Annotated in this window: 22 protein-coding genes; 18 read left to right on the top strand and 4 right to left on the bottom strand. The window is 34.8% G+C overall.

Going from position 1 to position 21,623, the window contains the following annotated elements:
* Positions 1 to 36 precede the first annotated feature (36 nt).
* From ACODS7_RS22420 to ACODS7_RS22395, 6 genes are all read left to right on the top strand, one after another.
* The gene (locus ACODS7_RS22420) at positions 37 to 1,113 is read left to right on the top strand and encodes a helix-turn-helix transcriptional regulator (RefSeq protein ID WP_016080588.1); all 1,077 of its coding nucleotides are present in this window, start codon (positions 37 to 39) and stop codon (positions 1,111 to 1,113) included.
* A 299-nt stretch (positions 1,114 to 1,412) separates the two neighbouring features.
* The gene (locus ACODS7_RS22415) at positions 1,413 to 1,640 is read left to right on the top strand and encodes a hypothetical protein (protein WP_000849103.1); all 228 of its coding nucleotides are present in this window, start codon (positions 1,413 to 1,415) and stop codon (positions 1,638 to 1,640) included.
* Positions 1,641 to 1,968: 328 nt separating this feature from the next.
* Positions 1,969 to 2,271 (top strand): metal-sensing transcriptional repressor, encoded by a 303-nt coding sequence (locus ACODS7_RS22410; RefSeq protein WP_000349637.1) that lies wholly within the window; start codon positions 1,969 to 1,971, stop codon positions 2,269 to 2,271.
* Between the two features lie 202 nt (positions 2,272 to 2,473).
* Complete coding sequence (gene copZ, locus ACODS7_RS22405; protein WP_000436973.1) at positions 2,474 to 2,680, top strand: copper chaperone CopZ; 207 nt, start codon at positions 2,474 to 2,476, stop codon at positions 2,678 to 2,680.
* 95 nt (positions 2,681 to 2,775) lie between these two features.
* A complete protein-coding gene (locus ACODS7_RS22400) occupies positions 2,776 to 5,196 on the top strand; it encodes a heavy metal translocating P-type ATPase (RefSeq protein WP_098629923.1) in 2,421 nt (806 codons plus the stop codon).
* A gap of 157 nt (positions 5,197 to 5,353) precedes the next feature.
* Positions 5,354 to 5,833: a GNAT family N-acetyltransferase gene (locus ACODS7_RS22395; RefSeq protein WP_016080590.1), complete on the top strand. Its 480-nt coding sequence runs from the start codon at positions 5,354 to 5,356 to the stop codon at positions 5,831 to 5,833.
* 19 nt (positions 5,834 to 5,852) lie between these two features.
* On the opposite strand, the gene ACODS7_RS22390 is transcribed toward ACODS7_RS22395, so the two are convergent.
* Positions 5,853 to 6,125 carry an HU family DNA-binding protein gene (locus tag ACODS7_RS22390; protein WP_001043904.1) on the bottom strand — a complete coding sequence of 91 codons (273 nt, stop codon included), beginning with the start codon at positions 6,123 to 6,125 and terminating at the stop codon, positions 5,853 to 5,855.
* 140 nt (positions 6,126 to 6,265) lie between these two features.
* Complete coding sequence (locus ACODS7_RS22385; protein ID WP_016080591.1) at positions 6,266 to 7,081, bottom strand: formate/nitrite transporter family protein; 816 nt, start codon at positions 7,079 to 7,081, stop codon at positions 6,266 to 6,268.
* 192 nt (positions 7,082 to 7,273) lie between these two features.
* On the opposite strand from ACODS7_RS22385, the gene ACODS7_RS22380 reads away from it, so the two are divergent.
* The gene (locus ACODS7_RS22380) at positions 7,274 to 8,167 is read left to right on the top strand and encodes a metallophosphoesterase (RefSeq protein WP_029443077.1); all 894 of its coding nucleotides are present in this window, start codon (positions 7,274 to 7,276) and stop codon (positions 8,165 to 8,167) included.
* A 103-nt stretch (positions 8,168 to 8,270) separates the two neighbouring features.
* The gene (locus ACODS7_RS22375; RefSeq protein ID WP_016080593.1) at positions 8,271 to 9,482 is read left to right on the top strand and encodes a M20 metallopeptidase family protein; all 1,212 of its coding nucleotides are present in this window, start codon (positions 8,271 to 8,273) and stop codon (positions 9,480 to 9,482) included.
* 52 nt (positions 9,483 to 9,534) lie between these two features.
* Here the strand turns inward: ACODS7_RS22375 and ACODS7_RS22370 are convergent, their stop codons facing one another.
* Positions 9,535 to 10,617, bottom strand: coding sequence for a chitinase (locus ACODS7_RS22370; protein WP_243168906.1), 1,083 nt, complete (start codon positions 10,615 to 10,617; stop codon positions 9,535 to 9,537).
* Positions 10,618 to 10,887: 270 nt separating this feature from the next.
* Here ACODS7_RS22370 and gabP point away from each other — a divergent pair, with 270 nt between their 5' ends.
* The 8 genes from gabP (at position 10,888) to entD (ending at position 19,843) form a co-directional block, all read left to right on the top strand.
* Entirely contained in the window at positions 10,888 to 12,282 is a 1,395-nt protein-coding gene (gene gabP / locus ACODS7_RS22365) for a GABA permease (RefSeq protein WP_016080595.1), read from the top strand.
* A 134-nt stretch (positions 12,283 to 12,416) separates the two neighbouring features.
* Entirely contained in the window at positions 12,417 to 12,755 is a 339-nt protein-coding gene (locus ACODS7_RS22360; RefSeq protein ID WP_140163816.1) for a hypothetical protein, read from the top strand.
* A 318-nt stretch (positions 12,756 to 13,073) separates the two neighbouring features.
* Positions 13,074 to 13,610: a DUF420 domain-containing protein gene (locus tag ACODS7_RS22355; RefSeq protein WP_243168905.1), complete on the top strand. Its 537-nt coding sequence runs from the start codon at positions 13,074 to 13,076 to the stop codon at positions 13,608 to 13,610.
* Between the two features lie 80 nt (positions 13,611 to 13,690).
* Entirely contained in the window at positions 13,691 to 14,854 is a 1,164-nt protein-coding gene (locus tag ACODS7_RS22350; protein WP_043936356.1) for an iron-containing alcohol dehydrogenase, read from the top strand.
* A 159-nt stretch (positions 14,855 to 15,013) separates the two neighbouring features.
* Positions 15,014 to 15,766, top strand: coding sequence for a DeoR/GlpR family DNA-binding transcription regulator (locus ACODS7_RS22345; RefSeq protein WP_043936355.1), 753 nt, complete (start codon positions 15,014 to 15,016; stop codon positions 15,764 to 15,766).
* A complete protein-coding gene (pfkB, locus tag ACODS7_RS22340) occupies positions 15,763 to 16,674 on the top strand; it encodes a 1-phosphofructokinase (RefSeq protein ID WP_043936354.1) in 912 nt (303 codons plus the stop codon). The genes ACODS7_RS22345 and pfkB overlap by 4 nt, the downstream gene beginning before the upstream one ends.
* Positions 16,675 to 16,687: 13 nt before the next feature.
* Positions 16,688 to 18,544 (top strand): PTS fructose transporter subunit IIABC, encoded by a 1,857-nt coding sequence (locus tag ACODS7_RS22335; protein ID WP_043936353.1) that lies wholly within the window; start codon positions 16,688 to 16,690, stop codon positions 18,542 to 18,544.
* A gap of 348 nt (positions 18,545 to 18,892) precedes the next feature.
* Positions 18,893 to 19,843 carry a cell wall-binding protein EntD gene (entD, locus tag ACODS7_RS22330; RefSeq protein WP_243168904.1) on the top strand — a complete coding sequence of 317 codons (951 nt, stop codon included), beginning with the start codon at positions 18,893 to 18,895 and terminating at the stop codon, positions 19,841 to 19,843.
* 62 nt (positions 19,844 to 19,905) lie between these two features.
* On the opposite strand, the gene ACODS7_RS22325 is transcribed toward entD, so the two are convergent.
* Entirely contained in the window at positions 19,906 to 20,151 is a 246-nt protein-coding gene (locus ACODS7_RS22325) for a hypothetical protein (protein ID WP_016080602.1), read from the bottom strand.
* A gap of 180 nt (positions 20,152 to 20,331) precedes the next feature.
* Between ACODS7_RS22325 and miaA the strand changes: the two genes are divergently transcribed.
* Positions 20,332 to 21,285, top strand: a complete 954-nt coding sequence (gene miaA, locus ACODS7_RS22320) for a tRNA (adenosine(37)-N6)-dimethylallyltransferase MiaA (protein WP_000504953.1) — start codon at positions 20,332 to 20,334, stop codon at positions 21,283 to 21,285.
* Between the two features lie 21 nt (positions 21,286 to 21,306).
* A complete protein-coding gene (gene hfq / locus ACODS7_RS22315; RefSeq protein WP_000813896.1) occupies positions 21,307 to 21,531 on the top strand; it encodes an RNA chaperone Hfq in 225 nt (74 codons plus the stop codon).
* Positions 21,532 to 21,623 lie beyond the last annotated feature (92 nt).

Raw genomic sequence — 21,623 nt, 5'->3', positions numbered from 1 at the left:
GGGGAACAATCCCGTAAATCTGGGGGGGGGAAGAGGATGCATGAAAAAACAATGAAAGAAATTACAATGGTGGCGAATCATATAAGTTCTATAAGGTCATTTCAAGAGTCATTTCTCCACTTGATACGTAAAGTCATTGATTTTGACGCCGCTTGTTTTACAACTATAGACCCGATTTCTTTTTTATCTACTGGGGCATTTACCGATGAGAGTGTTGAAAAGATTCATCCACAATTGTTTATGAATGAATTTTTAGAAGATGATTTTAATAAATTTAAATGTTTAACAGAACACTCCCCTCATGTTGCTTCTCTAAGTATGGCGACAAATGGTGAACAAAAGAAAAGTTCGAGATACCGAAATATTTTAAAACCAGCAAATTTTGGAGATGAATTAAGGGGCGTTTGTATGAGTAAGGGAAAATGTTATGGCCATCTTAGTTTATTTCGAGGAAGTACAAGTCCCGCGTTTCATATCGATGATTGTAAGTACTTAGCAACGATAGTCCCAATTGCTGGAGAGGCTTTAAAGAAGGCAGTTCCTATACCTTTTTCAGAAGAGAAGGTGATAGGCACAGGCACGATTATAGTAAGTGAGGAATTTAATGTATTATATTGGAATCAAGATGGCAGCGAGTGGCTTTCAAATCTTAGAAAGTATGAACAGTTAAATATAAAAGAGATACCAAGACCAATACGTGCAGTTTGTTCGAAAGTAAAGGCTAACGAGTATAATGTAGGGTGTATGAATAGAGAAGAAAAAGTTTGTCTACCTTTAGCCTATGGCCATTTTTTAATCATTCGGGCTAGTAAGTTAGAACATACAAGTAGTTTTCAAGATGGTTATATTGTTCTATTCGAAAGAGCAAGACCGGAAGAGATTTTTCCACTTATTATGGAAACTTATAGTTTTACAATGCGTGAGAAGCAAGTAATACGTAAAATTCTTACAGGTATGTCGACAAAGGAATTAGCCCAAGAACTTTGTATATCTATATACACGGTACAAGATCATTTAAAATCCATTTTTGAAAAGACTGGGGTAAGTAGCAGAAATGAACTTGTGTGGGAAGTATTTTCGAAGTTTTGCTTTGATGCCACTGAACGAAAATAAAACAAGTCTACAAAGATCACATGAAGTACGGTGGATGAGTTGTAGAATTGAGCTTAAAAAGGTTATGGATGAAACATTCCATAACCTTTTTAATATGTAGAATTGTTCTTTTTGAAAGTTTTGTTTCAACTTTTCGTCTAAAGAGACAAAAAGTTGTCACAAATCGGTCACAATTAGCATAAACATAAAATAGACGAAATGAACTTATTTCCAAAAGGCTTGGTTTATTCCAATCATGATTCTTAGAGCTGAAAAAGCATGGATTAAAAGTTCACTATATTCCCAAGGAGGTAGATCGTATGAAAACTATTCTTGCTATCGCTGGACTTATTTGGGTTCTATCGCATGGCATCCCAATTTATGAAGGAGAACAAATTCGCAGTGCTCTAAATAAAAATTTTAATGAATATCATATCATTGATCGGCAAGATAATGTTGTGACAGTTCGAGTAAATGACTGTTTTCATACGGTAACCGTTGAAGGAACTTCAGTAGTGAATGATACAAAAGTATGTGATCAGCAATAATTATATATAGAAAGAAAAAATTCTTAGATTAAATATCTGAAAATTAAAATTTAAACATTATAGACGAAGAATAAGCGGGGGCGGGTAATCCCCGCTTATTCTTGTTTCACTTTATTGAATTTTGATGAGAGATATAATGATTTTTTTGGCAAAAAGGAAAGGGTATACTGAAAATTGAGATTAAGAAGCTAATGAGTTGTTAAGAATAATCATAAAGTGTAAATATACTCTTATGGGGTATCATGCGTAGATATTTAATGCTATAATTGGTATACTCATAAAAACAATTGTTTTATTGGATGAAGAGAAACTTTAAGAAGGTGATAATATGGATCATAAAGAGCATGAAGCAGTAACACATAGATCAGAAAAAGAAAAAGAACAGATTATAAATAGATTAAAGAGAATTGAAGGACAGGTCCGCGGTATTCAAAACATGATTGAAAATGATCGTTATTGCGTAGATATTTTAGTGCAAATTTCAGCGATTAATGCAGCGATGAAAAAAGTAGGAATGGGCGTTCTCAAAAATCATACGAGTCATTGTGTTTCAGGAGCTATTAAAAATGGAAATGGTGACGAAGCAATTGAAGAATTAATGACAGTATTTGAACGTTTTTCAAAAGCGTAAAAACAAGCTAGTATTTAACTGGCTTGTTTTTTTGTTTACCCTTATATTGGATTTTGGTGTATTGTAGTGAAAAAGTGTGTGTAAAATAAACTTTTAGAAAATAATTGAAAATCATGATATAAAACCATTGATTACCTTAGGGGGGTATGGTAAGATGTAATTGTGATTAACAAACAATGAATAAACAAGAGGAGGATTTTAAATGGAACAGTTAACATTACAAGTTGAAGGTATGTCTTGTGGACACTGTGTAAATGCTATCGAAAGCAGTGTGAAAGAGCTAAACGGTGTTGAACAAGTGAAGGTTCAATTAGCAGAAGGAACTGTTGAAGTTACTATCGACTCGTCTGCTGTAACATTAAAAGATATCGTTGCTGTAATCGAAGATCAAGGATACGATGTTCAATAATTATTTTTAGATATGGAAATAAATCGTACTTTAAATGAAGTACGATTTATTTTGCTAATAATTATACCTCATAAGGGTATATAGAGGTGAGAGACATGAATGAAAAAAAAGAGGCCAATCTTCAAATATCAGGAATGACATGTGCGGCATGTGCAAATAGAATTGAAAAAGGTCTAAAAAAAGTAGAAGGTGTTCATGAGGCAAATGTAAATTTTGCGCTTGAAAAAACAAAAATAATGTACGATCCAACTAAAACAAATCCGCAACAATTTAAAGAAAAAGTTGAATCATTAGGATATGGAATTGTAAGTGATAAAGCTGAATTTACTGTTTCAGGAATGACATGTGCAGCATGTGCAAATAGAGTTGAAAAGCGTTTAAATAAGTTAGATGGTGTGAACAAGGCAACAGTAAATTTTGCTTTAGAATCAGCCACAGTAGACTTTAATCCTGATGAAGTTAATGTAAATGAAATGAAGAGCGCGATTACGAAGCTAGGATATAAATTAGAAGTGAAACTAGATGATCAAGATGCATCAACTGATCATCGACTACAAGAAATTGAAAGACAAAAGAAGAAGTTTATTATTTCGTTTATTTTATCTTTCCCATTATTGTGGGCAATGGTTAGTCATTTCGCATTTACGTCGTTTATTTATTTACCAGATATGTTAATGAACCCTTGGGTGCAACTAGCACTTGCAACTCCTGTTCAATTTATCATTGGTGGACAGTTTTATGTTGGGGCTTATAAAGCGTTACGTAATAAAAGTGCTAATATGGATGTTCTCGTGGCGCTTGGAACGTCGGCCGCGTATTTCTATAGTGTATATTTAAGTATTCAATCTATTGGTTCTTCGGAACATATGACAGATTTATATTTTGAAACGAGTGCGGTACTTATTACATTAATTATTTTAGGTAAATTATTTGAAGCGAAAGCAAAAGGGCGCTCATCAGAAGCGATTAAAAAATTGATGGGTTTACAAGCGAAGACAGCTACAGTTGTGCGAGATGGAACAGAAATAAAAATTTTGATTGAAGAAGTAGTAGCTGGTGATATCGTCTATGTAAAGCCTGGTGAAAAAATACCAGTAGATGGTGAGATTGTAGAAGGAAAATCAGCGATTGATGAATCGATGTTAACGGGTGAAAGTATTCCTGTTGATAAGTCAATTGGGGATGTAGTAATAGGTTCGACAATAAATAAAAATGGTTTTTTAAAAGTGAAAGCAACTAAAGTAGGCAGAGATACTGCATTAGCTCAAATTATTAAAGTAGTAGAAGAGGCACAAGGTTCAAAAGCTCCTATTCAAAGGGTAGCGGATCAAATTTCAGGTATTTTCGTACCGGTTGTAGTTGTGATTGCGATTATCACATTTGCAGTATGGATGATATTTGTTACACCTGGTGATTTTGGCGGAGCGCTTGAGAAAATGATAGCAGTACTTGTTATCGCTTGTCCATGTGCATTAGGTCTTGCAACGCCTACATCTATTATGGCAGGATCAGGAAGATCAGCTGAGTATGGTATTTTATTTAAAGGCGGAGAGCATTTAGAAGCAACGCATCGATTAGATACAGTTATTCTAGATAAAACAGGTACTGTGACAAACGGAAAGCCTGTGTTAACAGATATAATTGTAGCAGATGGATTCCATGAAGAAGAAATACTACGTTTAGTAGGTGCGGCAGAAAAAAATTCTGAACACCCACTTGCAGAAGCGATTGTAGAAGGAATTAAAGAAAAGAAAATTGATATTCCAAGTTCAGAAACGTTTGAAGCGATTCCTGGATTCGGTATCGAATCAGTCGTAGAAGGAAAACAATTATTAATTGGCACACGTCGATTAATGAAGAAATTCAATATTGATATTGAAGAAGTTTCAAAATCAATGGAAGAGCTAGAACGAGAAGGAAAAACAGCAATGCTTATTGCAATCGATAAAGAATATGCTGGTATAGTTGCCGTTGCAGATACTGTGAAAGATACTTCAAAAGCAGCTATCACAAGACTGAAAAAAATGGGTCTAGACGTTGTGATGATTACAGGAGATAATACACAAACTGCTCAGGCGATTGCAAAGCAAGTTGGTATTGATCACGTAATTGCAGAAGTATTGCCAGAAGGAAAAGCAGAAGAAGTGAAAAAATTGCAAGCAAATGGTAAGAAAGTAGCGATGGTTGGAGATGGGATAAATGATGCTCCTGCTCTTGCTACAGCGAACATTGGTATGGCAATTGGAACGGGAACGGATGTAGCGATGGAAGCAGCGGATATAACGTTAATCCGCGGTGACTTAAATAGTATTGCTGATGCGATCTTTATGAGTAAAATGACGATAAGAAATATTAAACAAAATTTATTCTGGGCATTAGCTTATAACGCGTTAGGAATTCCAATTGCGGCATTAGGCTTCTTAGCACCTTGGGTTGCTGGAGCAGCGATGGCATTTAGTTCTGTATCTGTTGTATTAAATGCATTACGATTACAAAGAGTTAAATTAAAAGCTTAAAAAGCTACATTAAGTAATTGAATAGAATTAAAAAACAATACTTTGAATAAGTATTGTTTTTTTGTTCGTATAGAAATTAAAACGATATAATAAAGAAGAAATATGGAGTCGTATATAGTAGAAAAGTAAAGAGGTAGTTTGGTAAGGAGACTTATATATGTTAAAAGATATTATAATTAGAACATTCCAGAAAGAAAATTTAGATCAAGTATTACAATTGTTCTATGAAACAGTTCATACGGTTAATGCAAAAGATTATAATGAGTTACAGCTACAGGCGTGGGCACCGGATCGACTAGATAGAGAAAGCTGGTTAAAGTCTTTAGAAAAGAATATTAGTTATGTAGCGGATCATAACGGTGTGATTGTGGGGTTTGGAGATTATAACGATGATCATTACGTGGATCGCTTATTTACGCATAAAGATTATCAAGGGAAAAGAGTCGCTTCATACATACTACAGAAGTTAGAAAAAGAAGCAGTGAAATTGGGGCATAGGGAGATATATACAGAGGCGAGCATTACCGCAAAACCTTTTTTTGAAAGTAAAGGTTTTATTTGCATAAAAGAACAAAAGAAACAGCATAATGGTCAGATTTTTATTAATTATGTTATGAAAAAAATATCCTTCTCATAAATGAGAAGGATATTTTTCATTATTTTACAGCTTCTTTTAGTTCTTTACCAGCTTTGAAAGCAGGTACTTTAGAAGCTGCGATTTGCATTTCTTCACCAGTTTGTGGGTTACGGCCTGTACGAGCAGCTCTTTCACGAACTTCGAATGTACCGAATCCGATAAGTTGTACTTTTTCACCAGCAGCTAAAGTGTTAGTGATTGATTCTACTACAGTTTGTACAACTACAGTAGCTTCTTTTTGAGAAATCTCAGCATTTTGTGCTACGTTTTTAATTAATTCTGTTTTGTTCATGTTTTTCACCTCATATGTAAATAATGCTATTTAAGTTGTTATTATAACGTATAAAACATTCGAGAACAAGTGTACGTACATATATTCGCAAAAAAAATGAAATTTGTAATATTTTTTAGGACACTTTATAGACATTCCATTTAAGCGGACAGAGATTTGTTCTTCATTTCAGTCTTCTCTTGATGAGAAGGTAGTTTCTTATTATAAGATATGAAGTAAGGTAGTGCTACAAATAACATACCTCCTACTAAATTTCCAAAGAAAACAAAAATAAAGTTTGGAAAATATTCAGCCCAAGTGAAATGACCGGCAAAAATTGCGGCTGGGATGACAAACATATTTGCTACAACGTGTTGAAATCCAATCGCAACAAAAGTCATAACTGGGAACCAAATACCGATAATCTTTCCGATAAATTCTTTACTTCCCATACTGAGCCAAACAGCTAAACAAACGAGCCAATTACATCCGATTGCAGAAATAAATGCTTGCAATGGTGTATCTTGTAGTTTCGCTTGAGCGATAGAAATAGTTTTCGCTAAAAAAGCTCCTTCAGTTAAGCCAACGATATGACCGAAAAAATAGGCTACGAATACAGCTCCTATGAAATTGCTAAATGTAACAATAACTAAATTTCGTATGAAATGAAATAAAGTAATTTTCTTTTGGAGCCAGGCCATAGAAACTGTCATCATGTTACCAGTTATTAGTTCACCGCCTGCAAGAATAACGAGAATAAGACCAATAGGGAATACAGCAGCGCCTAGAAAACTAGAAAATGATCCCCAATATTTTGGCATTGTCCCAATAACATGAATATCGAGTAAATACCCTAATGCGATAAAAGCACCACCAAAAAAACCAAGAATTAGCATAGGGAGCAATGATAAATGAGCTTTTTTCCTTCCTGAATTCGCAGCAAGTTCCGTAATTTCTTCTGGTGTAAATACAGACATGAATAACCCCTCCGTAATAAAATGATGGAATGAATAGAAAAAAATCAAAAATCTACTTATTATAAAAATATGTTATGACTTCTGTATAAAATTGTCAAAGTGAATATGGAGGGAATTACATATTAATAACATTGTTCATGTTGTCACATTAATGTAACAATAAGGATTTAAAGTGTTTCTAGAGGTGAAAACATGAATACGAATCATGTAAAAAAAGAACGAAAAAAATCAATCAAAAAGATATTTATTATTAGTTTTATAAGTATATTAATGATACCAGTAAGTTTGTATTATTATGCGACAGAAATAGAACGAAAACTAGTAACGGTTACATGGAATGAAATAGAAGCTTCTGCAATTCCTAAAGAATTTAATAATAAAAAAATATTACAGTTTTCAGATGTACATTTAGGACCAGAGTTTACACTGAAACAACTTGAACATTTAGTGGAGAAGATGAATGAATTACATCCAGATATAGTAGTTTTTACCGGAGATTTAATAGATAAATTTGGGTCTTATAATGCGGAAAGAGAAGAAGCGAAGGCTATTTTGCAGAAAATTTACGCTCCCTTAGGGAAATATGCTGTGTTTGGGAATCATGATAGGGGCGGGGGCGGTAGTTTATTTTACAAAAAATATATGGAGGAAGCTGGTTTTTCTGTATTAGTAAATGGAGTGCAGAAAATTAAAGTGGAAAACGGCAAATATATTACAATATCAGGTTTGGATGATTTTCTATTAGGGAAGCCGCAAATAGATTCAACTTTAAAAAACTTGAAACAAAATGATTTCAACATGTTATTAGTACATGAGCCGGATGTTGTAACCAAAATAAATCGTTACCCAGTTGATCTTCAACTGTCAGGACATAGTCACGGAGGACAAGTCCAAATTCCTTTCGTAGGTCCGTTAATTACTACCAAACTAGCTGAGAACTATGTTGAAGGTATGTATGAAGTAGAGGGGAAGAGTAAGCCGTTATATTTATATGTAAATCGTGGCATTGGGACTACTAGGATGCCTGTTAGATTTTTGAGTGTACCTGAACTTTCAGTTTTTGTGTTGAAGCAAAATAGTGACTAGAATAGTAGGAGGACTTTTAGAGAAAGTTCTCTTTTTTATTGATTAAATACTGAATGTTATGTAAGTTTTATTTAATGTGTTAAATAAAGAAAGGGGAATTTCTATGATAGAAACATGGCATAAAGAATTGGAAAGTTTATATAACCAAATAGTTTCATGGCGAAGAGATTTTCATCAATATCCAGAGCTATCGTTTCAAGAAATAGAAACGCCGAGAAAAGTAGCTGAAATCTTAAAAAGTTTTCATATTGAGGTGAAAACAAATATCGGGGGCAGAGGAGTAATCGGAGTAATTGAAGGTGGAAGACCTGGGAAGACGATAGCGCTACGTGCTGATTTCGATGCGCTACCTATCCAAGATGAAAAGCAAGTTTCATATAAATCAAAGATTCCTGGTGTAATGCACGCTTGTGGGCATGATGGACATACAGCAACACTTTTAGGAGTTGCAAAAATATTAAGTGACCATAGAGATCAGCTTTCTGGAAAAATAGTTCTTATACATCAACATGCAGAAGAAAAAGAACCTGGTGGGGCAATTGCCATGATTGAGGATGGTTGTTTAGAGGGAGTAGATGTTGTATTTGGTACACATTTATCTTCTCAAATGCCATTAGGAATTGTTGGGGCAAGAGCTGGAGCAATGATGGCAGCAGCTGATTCTTTTGAAGTGAAGGTTCAAGGGCGAGGTGGTCATGGAGGTATGCCGCATCATACTGTAGATGCTATTATCGTTGCAACGCAAGTTATTAACCAATTACAACTTTTAGTTAGTAGAAAAGTAGATCCGCTTCAATCTGCAGTATTAACAGTAGGCACATTTCATGCTGGTCAAGCAGATAATATTATTGCAGATACTGCTACATTTACAGGGACCATTCGAACGCTAGATCCTGAAGTGAGAGAATATATGGAGAAGGAATTTAAACGAGTTGTTGAAGGGATTTGTCAGTCTCTTCATGCTGAAGTTAATATTCAATATAAACGAGGCTATCCAATATTAATAAATCATGTAGATGAAACACGTCATTTTATGACGGTTGCGGAACGTGATCTTGGCAGAGAACGGGTCATGGAAGTACCACCTATTATGGGAGGAGAAGATTTTGCATACTACTTAGACCATGTTCCTGGAGCATTTTTCTTCACAGGTGCGGGTAATGAAGAAATAGGAGCAACATATCCACATCATCATCCTCAATTTGATTTTGATGAACAAGCGATGTTAATTGGTGGTAAATTACTTTTAAGTCTTGTAAATAGTTATGTAAGAGATGAAAAAGAATCTCTTCATCATGTAGAAGTGAAAAAGTAATTTACATAAATAAAAAACAACAATAGGTCCTATAACCTATTGTTGTTTTTTATTATTTTTGCAAGGAAAGACCATCAAAATATGTTCTGTAATTATTAGAGAATTCAAAGTTGTTTTTTGCATCCCAATTAATAGACCAAGACATTAGGCCGCGGAATGCAGGATAGCCACTCTGGTTAGAAAGTTTATACTTTCCTCCGAACGGAACTCCTTTAATGATATAATTTAAAGCTTTTTTCATTTCAGTTGGCGAAATGTATCCACCACTTGGAGCTGCCGCTGGTGCTGCAGGAAGTCCAATCATTACTTGATCTGAACGAAGAGCTGGGAAAATGTTATTTGCATTACCACCTACAGGAAAACCATGTAAGAGCATATCTGCCATAGCGACTTCGTAGTCTGCAGTACCTTGATTGTAGTTATTACCGTCCATTCCAATCCCGCTACCAGCATTGTAGTGTTGAACGTGAATGTATGTTAGTTTATCTTTCACTCCGTAAATAATTGGTAAATATGCACCCCAGATGCTTCCGTATGCGCTATAACCGCCTTGAACATAAGCTGTTTCAGGAGCCATGCTTAATAGAAAATCTGGACCATAATGATCTGAGATTGTTCGAATAGCTGATATAAGATTTACGATTTGAGGAGTAGTTGGGTTTTTGAAATTAGTGTCATTTCCGTTTAAGTAAATACCTGATTCAAGGTCAATATCTATTCCATCAAAACCGTATTTATCAATCAGAGATTGTATGGAATTAATAAAACGTTGCTTAGCGGCATTGTCAGGAAGTAAAACGACCCCATTTTGTCCACCTATTGAAAGAACTACTTTCTTTCCTTTACTTTTTAAATAAGAAATATCTGATTTGAATTCTGTATCTGTACCATATACAGGGGAAAATTCAACAGTGGAACGATCACCACCAGTTTCACCGAAAGATACATTGATTACATCCCATTTTGGTGAAATGTCTCTTAATTTAATAATGCCAGTACCGTTATCGAAGTTATGCCAGTATCCAACGAGTAATTTTGAACCTAAAGTGTTTGCTGCTTGTGTTTGGAAAGGGGATAGCGGTAGCAGTAAGAACAGTACTAAAATACAACAAAAAAATTTGAATTTGTTTAACATATCAACACTCCTATACAAAAAGTTGTCTAGATGTATAATCTTGTTCATTTAATAATATCTGAAAATTCTTTCTTTTGTAAGAGGACTATAATTTTCTCAACAATTGTGTATGGAAAAGTATTAAACCTAATGAAATAATTTTTGAGGGAGGTTGAATTGCAATTGTTAAATTCAGAATATTTTGATATATTTTAAAGTATAGGACAAAATCTTTCGCACAGTACTCTTACATAAATTTCAAAATTTAGTTTGGAAGGGGATGTACAAGAGTTGGATAAAAATCTAAAGAAAGATCTCAAAATACGCCACATTACAATGATCTCAATTGGCGGCGTAATAGGGGCTGGTTTGTTTGTTGGAAGTGGTGCAGTTGTACATTCGGCAGGACCTGGTTCTATCGTTTCATATGCATTAGCAGGACTTCTAGTCATTTTCGTCATGAGAATGCTAGGAGAAATGGCAGCTGTAAATCCGACAAGTGGTTCATTTGCAACGTATGCAAGAGAAGCAATTGGTCCATGGGCTGGTTATACAATAGGCTGGTTATACTGGTTTTTCTGGGTAATTGTTATTGCAATAGAAGCCACAGCAGGTGCTGGTATTATCCAATATTGGATTCCACAAATACCGCTCTGGTTATTAAGTTTAATATTAACAATTTTATTAACGTTGACGAACGTTTTTTCGGTGAAATCATTTGGAGAGTTTGAATATTGGTTTTCTTTTATTAAAGTAATAAGTATTGTTTTGTTCCTTTGCCTAGGTCTTGCTGTTATTTTAGGACTTGTTCCAGGAACAGAAGCACCCGGCACTTCGAATTTAATTGGACAAGGTGGATTTATGCCTAACGGTATAAGTTCGGTATTGCTTGGAATTACTGTTGTTATATTTTCATTTATGGGATCAGAGATTGTAGCAGTAGCGGCTGGTGAATCTGCAGAACCTGTAAAAGCAGTAAAAACAGCAACAAACAGTGTGATTTGGCGTATTCTTGTATTTTTTATTGGGTCTATAGCGGTAGTTGTTACGCTACTGCCATGGAATTCAGCTAACATATTAAAAAGTCCATTTGTAGCTGTACTTGAACATATAGGAATACCAGCGGCAGCACAAATTATGAATTTTATCGTTTTAACAGCTGTACTTTCTTGCTTAAATTCAGGTTTATATACAAACTCAAGAATGCTTTTTTCAATGGCAGAAAGAGGAGATGCGCCAAAGTCATTTTTAAAATTGAACAGTAGTGGTGTTCCTGTTCGAGCGGTTTTATTTGGAACTTTCTTCGCTTATATTGGAGTTGTTTTTAGTTACATTTCTCCAGATAAAGTCTTTTTGTTTTTAGTGAATGCATCTGGCGGGATTGCGTTACTAGTTTATCTCGTTATTGCAGTTTCGCATTTAAAGATGCGTAAAAAAATGGGGAAAGTAGAACAACAAAATTTGAAAGTGAAAATGTGGCTTTTTCCGTATGTAACGTATGTTACAATTGCCGCTATTATAGCAGTTTTAGTTGCGATGCTCGCAATTGATTCTTTACGTTCACAAGCACTTTTAACAATGTTTGTTACTGTTCTTATCATACTTTCGTATTTTATTTTTAATAGAAATAAAAATAGCACAGTTTTGAATCCTAAAAGTAAGAATGAGGAATCTGTTCGATTCTAATTTTCTTGTTTTCGAAGAGAGTTACACCCAATCATTGCTATAAAAGAATCATATATAATCATAGAAACAAGTAATTACTATTGTCATAGTGGATATAAACTTTTTTCTTGACTTTTTATACGAAGGCGAGCAGAATGGTAAAAAAGGAAGGGGGGATGATGATGGAAGAGTACGTATTAGAGCTGTATAACCTGTTATATACGACAGAATGGCAAGATATTGTTTCGTTTTTAGGAATAGTATTTTGCATGAAAATTGTAATTGTATATATGGAAGAGCAAGGTATGTTCTATTCCTTCTCATCTCCGTTCGATGTGCAGCGCGAGCCGTTGCTAAACTATGCCAATGTGAATTACGAACAATTTCCTTTTGTTCTATTCTTTATGATTCGATTTATAACAGCAATTGTAAAGAAGAAGGAAAGTGATGATGAAGAGTGCCACGTAACTTGTAAGGTAGCTAACGTTTTTTAAGCTAAATACAAGGAGGAGATTTATATGTGGTTTCGATTTCTTATGATTGGTTTCTTTTCATTAACAGCAATTTCATTAATGGGATATCAAGTGTCTGAAATTTTTCAAGCATATAGCGATACATTTTTTAACAAAAATTAATCGCGTTGCTATTTGAATAATAAAGCGATAAAATCCTTCTTAAGAAGTTTTATTAAGAAGGATTTTTTTCTTTGTCTTGTCTTGCTGTGTCAAACTATTGTCACATTTACACTGTGAATAATATGTTAAAATAGTGAGGTTATGTATACATACTTGAAGGAAGAGGGAGTGACCATTTTGGTGGATCAATCAACAAATCAGAAAAGCTATGCTCCTATTGTGATAACGCTTTCTGTAATTGTAAATGCGATTATTTTATTTTTGTTCTTTGGACCTGTTGGCTATGAAGGAGAAGTACATTTTGATGTAACAATTTTACCAATGTTAAATGCGATTTTTAATAGCTTTACGTTCGTATTCTTATTAGCAGCTTTATACTCTATTATTAAAAAGAATGTGAAAATGCACCGTGGTTTTATCCTCGCAGCATTTACAACGACGTTGCTATTTTGTGTTTCTTATTTATCGTATCATTACTTGGCGCCAGCAACACATTTTGGCGGAGAAGGGTTCATTAAATATGTGTACTTCATTATTTTAATTACGCATATTATCCTTGCAGCAATTATTGTACCACTTGCATTGTTTGCACTTGTATTTGGTTTTACAAATCAATTGACACGTCACCGTAAAATTGTACGTTGGACGATGCCGATTTGGTTATATGTAAGTTTATCTGGTGTTATTGTTTACTTAATGATCTCACCTTATTAAGCAAATATTTTTGTGAAATGAAAAAAATATGGTATACAAAAGTATAGTTGCTTTTCAAATAGAAGGGATGGTAAAGAAATATGCAAAATTTTGTATTTCGTAATCCAACGAAACTTATTTTCGGTAAAGGTCAATTAGAACAGTTAAAAACTGAAATTCCACAGTTCGGTAAAAAAGTTCTTCTCGTATACGGGGGAGGCAGCATTAAAAGAAACGGTATTTATGATAATGTAATTTCTATTTTAAAGGATATTAATGCAGAAGTATTTGAATTGACAGGTGTTGAACCGAATCCACGTGTATCAACTGTAAAGAAAGGGATTCAAATTTGTAAAGAGAATGGTGTTGAATTCATTTTAGCAGTTGGTGGAGGAAGTGTGATCGACTGTACGAAGGCAATTGCAGCTGGGAGTAAGTACGATGGAGATGTATGGGATATTGTAACGAAAAAAACATTTGCTAATGAGGCATTACCATTTGGTACTGTACTTACTCTTGCAGCAACAGGATCTGAAATGAATGCAGGCTCGGTAATTACAAACTGGGAAACGAATGAAAAGTATGGATGGGGTAGCCCGGTTACTTTCCCGCAGTTTTCGATTTTAGATCCAGTTCATACTACTTCTGTACCGAAAGATCAAACAATTTACGGTATGGTAGATATTATGTCGCACGTATTAGAACAATATTTCCATCATGGAACGAATACAGAACTACAAGATCGTTATTGTGAAGCTGTTTTAAAAACAGTAATTGAGACAGCTCCTAAGCTTTTAAGTGATTTAGAAAATTATGAGCATAGAGAAACTATTTTATATTGTGGTACTATGGCGTTAAACGGCATTTTAGCGATGGGAGTGAAAGGAGATTGGGCGACTCATAATATTGAGCATGCAGTTTCTGCTGTTCATGATATACCACATGGGGGTGGCCTTGCGATTTTATTCCCGAACTGGATGAAGCATGTTGTAGAGGAAAATGTAAGTCGTTTTAAACAGTTCGCTATTCGTGTATTTGATATAGAAACAGGTGGTAAAACAGATAAAGAAGTGGCGTTAGAAGGAATTGAGGCACTGCGTCAATTTTGGACTTCAATTGAGGCACCAGTAACATTATCTGATTACGCTATTGGAGAAAATGAAATTGATATAATGGCTAATAAAGCGATGGCGTATGGTGAATTTGGTAACTTTAAAAAATTAAATAAAGATGATGTTCTAAGTATATATAAAGCTTCTTTATAAGTGAATTTAGAAAAGAAACCTATTTGATTGTTTGATCGAATAGGTTTCTTTTTTGCTGTTTATAAACGTTTGTGGGTGTTTTTGATTATTTTTTGGTTGTTTATGGTTGATTTTTGTGACCGTTTTCATTATACTGTAATCAAAGAAGAGGTGAATAAAATGTTAACTCCTGAACGTCATCAAATGATATTGCAACTTGTAAAAGAACAGAAAGTTGTAAAATTACAGCAATTAGTTGAAAAAACAGAAAGCTCTGAGTCGACAATTCGCCGTGATTTAGCACAATTGGAAAAGCAAAGGTTATTAAAAAGAGTTCATGGTGGTGCCGCTGTTTTAACAGGAAAAGGGCAAGAACCAACGATGGTTGAAAAATCATCCAAAAACATTCAAATAAAACAACAAATTGCTAATTATGCGGCTAGCGTTATTGAACAAGGTGATTGTATTTATTTAGATGCAGGAAGTACAACATTTGAAATGATTCCATTTTTAATAAATAAAGATGTTACTGTCGTTACGAATGGACTTATGCATATTGAAGCTTTAGTTGAAAATAATATTCGTGCGTATTTACTAGGCGGAATGATGAAGAGTAGGACGAAAGCTTTAATCGGTGCTATGGCACAGGAAAGTATGCAGAAGTATCGTTTTGATAAATGTTTTTTAGGTGCAAATGGTGTACATGAACAGCTTGGCTTTACAACGCCAGATCCAGAAGAAGCGCTCTTAAAACAAATGGCATTAACATTAGCAAACGAAGGATATTTCTTAATTGATGAAAGTAAGTTTTCAGAAGTTGCGTTTGCGAAAATTGCAAATGTTGAAGATGCAAATATTATTACAAACCATTTAGAAATTGATTTAGAAAAATATAAAAAACAAACCAATGTAATTGAGGCTGATAAACAATGATCTATACAGTTACTTTAAACCCATCTATTGATTATGTAGTGCAAGTTCCTTCTTTTGATTTAGGAACAATAAATCGAGCGGAGAAAGATATGAAGTTTCCTGGAGGAAAAGGAATTAATGTTTCTCGTGTTCTTCAGCGTTTAGGTGTTAAAAATATAGCACTTGGATTTACTGGTGGATTTACTGGTCAATTTATTAAAGAGGTATTACATGATGAAGGTGTAACAACTAACTTCGTCCAAGTAGATGAAGATACTCGCATTAATGTGAAAATAAAAGGGAAAGAAGAAACAGAATTAAATGGCCAAGGTCCTCTTGTAACAAAAGAGCAGTTCGAACAGTTAATGAAAAAAATTGAGAGTATGCAACCTGGAGATTGTGTTGTACTCGCTGGGAGTGTACCAGTCTCTATTCCAAGTACCTTTTACGAATCAATCGCTGCGTTTGGAGCTGAAAAAGGTATTCGTGTAGTAGTAGATGCAAGTGGAAGTGCACTGCAACATGTAATTAAAAATAAGCCATTTTTAATTAAGCCAAACCACCATGAACTTGGTGAGTTGTTTGGAGTGGAGCTTTCAACAGTAGAAGACATTTTACCTTATGGAAGAAAATTAATTGAACAAGGTGTAAAACACGTTATCGTATCGATGGCTGGAGAGGGAGCTTTATTATTTACGGCAGAAGGTATATATGAAGCGACTGTTCCAAAAGGTGTTGTAATTAATTCAGTTGGGGCCGGAGATTCTCTTGTTGCAGGGTTTGTAGGCAAATATGAACAGACAAAAGATATTGAAAAGGCATTTCAATACGGCGTTGCAACAGGGAGTGCAACAGCATTTTCAGCTGATTTATGTAAGAAGGAAAAAGTAGAAGAATTATTGTCGCAAGTAATTGTAGCTAAGCGATAGGGGGAAGCAACATATGAAAATTACAGAACTATTAAAAAGGGATACAGTCATTATGGATTTGGCAGCTTCAAATAAAGAAGCTGTCATAGATGAATTAGTTGAGAAATTAAACGGGGCAAATCGTTTAAATAGTAAAACGGAATTTAAAGAAGCTATTTTAAAGCGGGAGTCCCAAAGTACGACTGGAATTGGGGAAGGTATTGCAATACCTCATGCGAAGACAAAGGCTGTTAAACAACCATCGATTTGTTTTGGTAGAAGTGTAAGCGGTATCAATTATGAGTCGCTTGATGGACAGCCTGCGCATTTATTCTTTATGATTGCTGCAAGTGAAGGAGCGAATAATACTCATTTAGAAACGTTGTCTCGTTTATCGACAGTATTAATGGATGAAGGATTTCGCAAGCAACTATTAGAAGCGAAGGATGAAATTGAGCTTCTTCGTCTATTTGATGAAAAAGAGAATGAAAAAGAAGAAGAGATTGAGGTCGCCAAACCAGAAGGAAATGAACCGTACGTACTTGCTGTTACAGCTTGCCCAACTGGAATCGCTCACACATATATGGCGGCGGATAGCTTAAAAGCAAAAGCGGCAGAGTTAGGAATAGCGATTAAAGTTGAAACAAACGGATCAACAGGTATTAAAAACGGTTTAACGAAAGAGGATATTGAACGTGCAACAGCTATTATTGTTGCGGCAGATAAACAAGTAGAAATGAATCGTTTTGCTGGTAAACATGTCATTCAAGTGCCAGTTGCTGACGGGATTCGAAAAACGGAAAAATTGCTCAATCGAGCTGTCAAACAAGATGCACCAATCTTTAAAGGTGTAAAAGAGGACGGGAAATCAGAAAGTATTGAGAGAGAAAAAGGATTAGGAATTTATAAGCATTTAATGAGCGGTGTAAGTAATATGCTTCCATTCGTTGTTGGTGGCGGGATTTTAATAGCGCTAGCGTTTTCGTTTGGTGGTATAAAGGCGGAAGGTCCTTTAGCTGAATTGTTCATGTCAATTGGTGGAGGAAAAACAGGTGCGTTTTTATTCCTTGTACCAATTTTAGCTGGATTTATTGCAAGCTCTATTGCTGATCGTCCTGGTTTTATGCCTGGTGTTGTAGGTGGATTTTTAGCAGCGAATGCGAATGCTGGATTTTTAGGTGGATTAATTGCTGGTTTCTTAGCTGGATATGTTGTTTTAGGGTTGAAAAGATTATTTTCAGGACTACCAGTACAATTAGAAGGAATTAAACCTGTTTTGTTATATCCAGTCTTTGGATTATTGATTACAGGAGTTGTAATGCAAAAAGTAGTAATTCCGCCTGTAGTAGCATTAAATGAAATGTTGACAGGGTGGTTAAATGGTTTAAACGGTACGAATGCTATATTACTAGGTCTTATTTTAGGTGGTATGATGGCAATTGATATGGGTGGTCCAATTAATAAAGCGGCATTTACGTTTGGTATTGCTGCAATAGAAGCACAAAATTTTGGAGTGCACTCAGCAGTTATGGCTGGTGGTATGGTACCGCCACTTGCGATTGCATTCGCAACTACATTCTTTAAATCAAAGTTTACAGAAGCGGAACGTAAATCTGGTTTAACAAATTATATTATGGGAGCATCGTTCATTACAGAAGGTGCGATTCCGTTTGCAGCTGCAGATCCGGTTCGAGTAATTGTAAGCTGTGTTGTTGGTTCAAGTATTGCAGGTGCGTTATCTATGTTATTCCAAATTACATTACCGGCACCGCATGGTGGATTATTTGTAATAGCGTTAGTAAATAAACCATTACTATATATTTTCTCTATATTAATTGGAACGATTGTCTCGGCTATTATGCTAGGTGTTTGGAAAAAGAAAGTTCAATAACAAATGAAAAGAAAGTAGCTTTTATTAGCTGCTTTTTTTTATTACAAAAAAGTAGGTTAACAATTGAATATTGATGTTTTTTGGTAAAAGATGTAATGAATTATGAATTTTTTGTAACAAAAAAGTAACACTGTAATTTTTTCTGGAAAAAAGTTCTTGTGCTCGTATGTGAAAAATATATGAAAACCATTGAAGATTGTATTAGAAATACATTTTATTAATATGGAAATTTATGTTACAACTCATTAATCGTATATTACGAATGCTTTGTAATTGTGTGATTTCTAAAAATTCTAAAAATATGTTGCTATAATGAGAATACGAAAACAAAGCAAATGGAGGCTATTCATGAAAAAATTATTAGGTATAGCAACAGCAGCAGTTTTTGGTCTTGGGATTTTTGCGGGTTCTGCTAAAGCGGAAACAATTGTAACAACAGACGTATTAAATGTTAGAGAAAACCCAAATGTAGAGTCAAAGCTTGTAGGTAAAGTGTTAAGTGGGAATACACTAGATGTTATAAATACAGAAAATGGATGGACAAAAATTAAGTTGAACGGTAAGGAAGCGTTTGTAAGTGCTGAATTTACAAAGAGCACATATTATGTAACGGCGGGCGTATTAAATGTTCGTGCTGGAGCGAATACTGATTCTGAAGTTCTTGGTAAACTTAATAAAGACGATGTGATTGAAACGACGAATCAAGTTCAAAATGAATGGTTACAATTTGACTACAATGGAAAAGTCGGATATGTTCACGTGCCATTTCTAACAGGAACGGCACCTGTAATCGAAAAGAAAGAAGTTGCAACTCAAGAAGAAGGACCGGTTAGTACAAATACGCCGGTTAAAAATAATACAGCAGTTAAGAATAAAGAGTCTGTTAAGAGTAACGATTCTATTAAGAAGGTAGAATCAAGTAAACCTGTGGTAAAAGAAAAGCCGGCTGCAAAAACAGTTGCGAAATCTACTGAAACAAGTGCGCCTACTGGTGGTCGTGAAATTATAGTAGAAGCGACGGCATATACAGCAGATCCGGGTGAGAATGGTTCGTATGGTGGTCGTGTATTAACTGCAATGGGGCATGATTTAACAGCAAATCCAAATATGAAAGTAATTGCTGTTGATCCGAAAGTAATTCCGCTTGGATCAAAAGTATGGGTAGAAGGATATGGAGAAGCGATCGCTGGAGATACTGGCGGTGCTATTAAAGGAAATCGTATTGATGTATTAGTCGGTTCAGATGGTAGTGCTAATAGCTGGGGACGCAAATCTGTAAAAGTGAAAGTTATACAATAGGTTATCGATATTAATATAAAAAGCGGTTGCTTGAAATTATGTAAGCAGCCGCTTTTTATGGATTATTGAAAGGGATAAATAGTTTTACCTGTAATAATTTTATATGCACTGCAAAATTGCGTTTGTATATATTCTGTATTTTTATTTTCTGGATGTAATGTTGTTTCATGGAGAGTAGAATGAAAGACCCGTAGTAAACAATTTAGGGCGAAGTATAATTCCTCTTGTGAACAATTTTGTTCTTTTGTAGAAGTAGCTAAAATGAGGTCTTTTGTCAAAGATGAAAAATTGATGGTGGATTGTTTCATAGGTAACTCATCCTCTCAAAACTATTTTTATCATGTATATGCAGAATTGGACAAACTATGTTCTTTTTTATGTATAATTTCATGTACCGAAATGAAAGAACTTGCAATCATGCCGTTAAAATTGGTAAGATTGGGTATAATCAATAGATGGAGTATATTACATAAAGAGAGTTGAATGATATGGGAGAAGTGCAACGTGAAAAAGTTGCTGTCATCATTGGACCAACTGCTGTTGGAAAGACGAAGTTAAGTATCGATCTTGCCAAAGCGTTGAACGGTGAAATTATTAGTGGTGATTCCATGCAAATCTATCGAACGATGGATATTGGAACTGCAAAGGTAACACAAGCAGAGATGGACGGGATTCCACATTATATGGTCGATATAAAAAATCCGGAAGATTCATTTTCTGTCGCGGAATTTCAAGAACGTGTTCGCAAGCATATTCGAGAAATTACAGAACGTGGTAAATTACCAATTATAGTTGGTGGGACCGGTCTTTATATACAATCTGTTTTATTCGATTATCAGTTTACAGATGATGCTGGTGATGTGATATACCGAGAGCAAATGGAAAAGTTAGCTTTAGAACGCGGTGTGGAATATGTACATAAAAAATTGCAAGAAGTAGATCCGGAAAGTGCGGAGCGTATTCATGCAAATAATGTACGACGTGTCATTCGAGCGTTAGAAATTTTCCACACGACGGGTGAAAAAATGAGTGACCAAATTGAGAAACAAGAAAAAGAGTTACTCTATGATGTTTCATTAATTGGCTTGACAATGGATCGAGAAATGCTATACGATCGCATTAACTTACGAGTGGATTTGATGATGGAACAAGGCCTATTAGAGGAAGTGGAAGGTCTGTATAATAGAGGGATACGAGATTGTCAATCTATTCAAGCGATTGGATATAAAGAAATCTATGATTATTTTGAGAATCGAGCCCCTTTAGAAGATGCGGTATCACAATTAAAGACGAATTCGCGTCGTTATGCAAAGCGTCAATTAACGTGGTTCCGTAATAAAATGGATGTCACGTGGTTTGATGTTACAGACGGTGAAAAAACGTCAGAAATTTTACGATACATAGAAGGAAAGTTACAAGTAAAGTCGAATAATAGTAAGTAGAGAAAAAGAGGAGGATTCGACATGAAGCAATCAATCAATATTCAAGATCAGTTTTTAAATCAACTCCGTAAAGAAAATACGTTTGTTACGCTGTACTTATTAAATGGTTTCCAGCTTCGTGGACTAATTAAAGGATTTGATAATTTTACAGTCCTACTGGAAACAGAAGGTAAGCAACAGCTTATTTATAAACATGCAATTTCTACATTTGTACCACAAAAAAATGTTTCCATTGAATTAGAATAGTAATAAATTATTGTACATAACAAAAAAAGAGCGAGTTTCTGAACTGCACCCCAATTGTTAGACACAGTCTAACAATTGGAGGTGCAGTTTTT

This window comes from Bacillus sp. FG16 (assembly GCF_057809515.1).
The sequence above is the reverse complement of the archived record's forward strand: the minus strand, read 5'-3'. Positions and strand labels throughout refer to the sequence as shown.

Coding starts and splice junctions, on each gene's coding strand:
- hfq (WP_000813896.1), top strand. CDS start 21,307: ATGAAGCAATCAATCAATATTCAAGATCAGTTTTTAAATCAACTCCGT.
- miaA (WP_000504953.1), top strand. CDS start 20,332: ATGGGAGAAGTGCAACGTGAAAAAGTTGCTGTCATCATTGGACCAACT.
- ACODS7_RS22325 (WP_016080602.1), bottom strand. CDS start 20,151: ATGAAACAATCCACCATCAATTTTTCATCTTTGACAAAAGACCTCATT.
- ACODS7_RS22395 (WP_016080590.1), top strand. CDS start 5,354: ATGTTAAAAGATATTATAATTAGAACATTCCAGAAAGAAAATTTAGAT.
- pfkB (WP_043936354.1), top strand. CDS start 15,763: ATGATCTATACAGTTACTTTAAACCCATCTATTGATTATGTAGTGCAA.
- ACODS7_RS22410 (WP_000349637.1), top strand. CDS start 1,969: ATGGATCATAAAGAGCATGAAGCAGTAACACATAGATCAGAAAAAGAA.
- ACODS7_RS22390 (WP_001043904.1), bottom strand. CDS start 6,125: ATGAACAAAACAGAATTAATTAAAAACGTAGCACAAAATGCTGAGATT.
- entD (WP_243168904.1), top strand. CDS start 18,893: ATGAAAAAATTATTAGGTATAGCAACAGCAGCAGTTTTTGGTCTTGGG.
- ACODS7_RS22415 (WP_000849103.1), top strand. CDS start 1,413: ATGAAAACTATTCTTGCTATCGCTGGACTTATTTGGGTTCTATCGCAT.
- ACODS7_RS22350 (WP_043936356.1), top strand. CDS start 13,691: ATGCAAAATTTTGTATTTCGTAATCCAACGAAACTTATTTTCGGTAAA.
- ACODS7_RS22400 (WP_098629923.1), top strand. CDS start 2,776: ATGAATGAAAAAAAAGAGGCCAATCTTCAAATATCAGGAATGACATGT.
- ACODS7_RS22375 (WP_016080593.1), top strand. CDS start 8,271: ATGATAGAAACATGGCATAAAGAATTGGAAAGTTTATATAACCAAATA.
- ACODS7_RS22420 (WP_016080588.1), top strand. CDS start 37: ATGCATGAAAAAACAATGAAAGAAATTACAATGGTGGCGAATCATATA.
- ACODS7_RS22380 (WP_029443077.1), top strand. CDS start 7,274: ATGAATACGAATCATGTAAAAAAAGAACGAAAAAAATCAATCAAAAAG.
- ACODS7_RS22335 (WP_043936353.1), top strand. CDS start 16,688: ATGAAAATTACAGAACTATTAAAAAGGGATACAGTCATTATGGATTTG.
- copZ (WP_000436973.1), top strand. CDS start 2,474: ATGGAACAGTTAACATTACAAGTTGAAGGTATGTCTTGTGGACACTGT.
- ACODS7_RS22345 (WP_043936355.1), top strand. CDS start 15,014: ATGTTAACTCCTGAACGTCATCAAATGATATTGCAACTTGTAAAAGAA.
- ACODS7_RS22370 (WP_243168906.1), bottom strand. CDS start 10,617: ATGTTAAACAAATTCAAATTTTTTTGTTGTATTTTAGTACTGTTCTTA.
- ACODS7_RS22360 (WP_140163816.1), top strand. CDS start 12,417: ATGGTAAAAAAGGAAGGGGGGATGATGATGGAAGAGTACGTATTAGAG.
- ACODS7_RS22385 (WP_016080591.1), bottom strand. CDS start 7,081: ATGTCTGTATTTACACCAGAAGAAATTACGGAACTTGCTGCGAATTCA.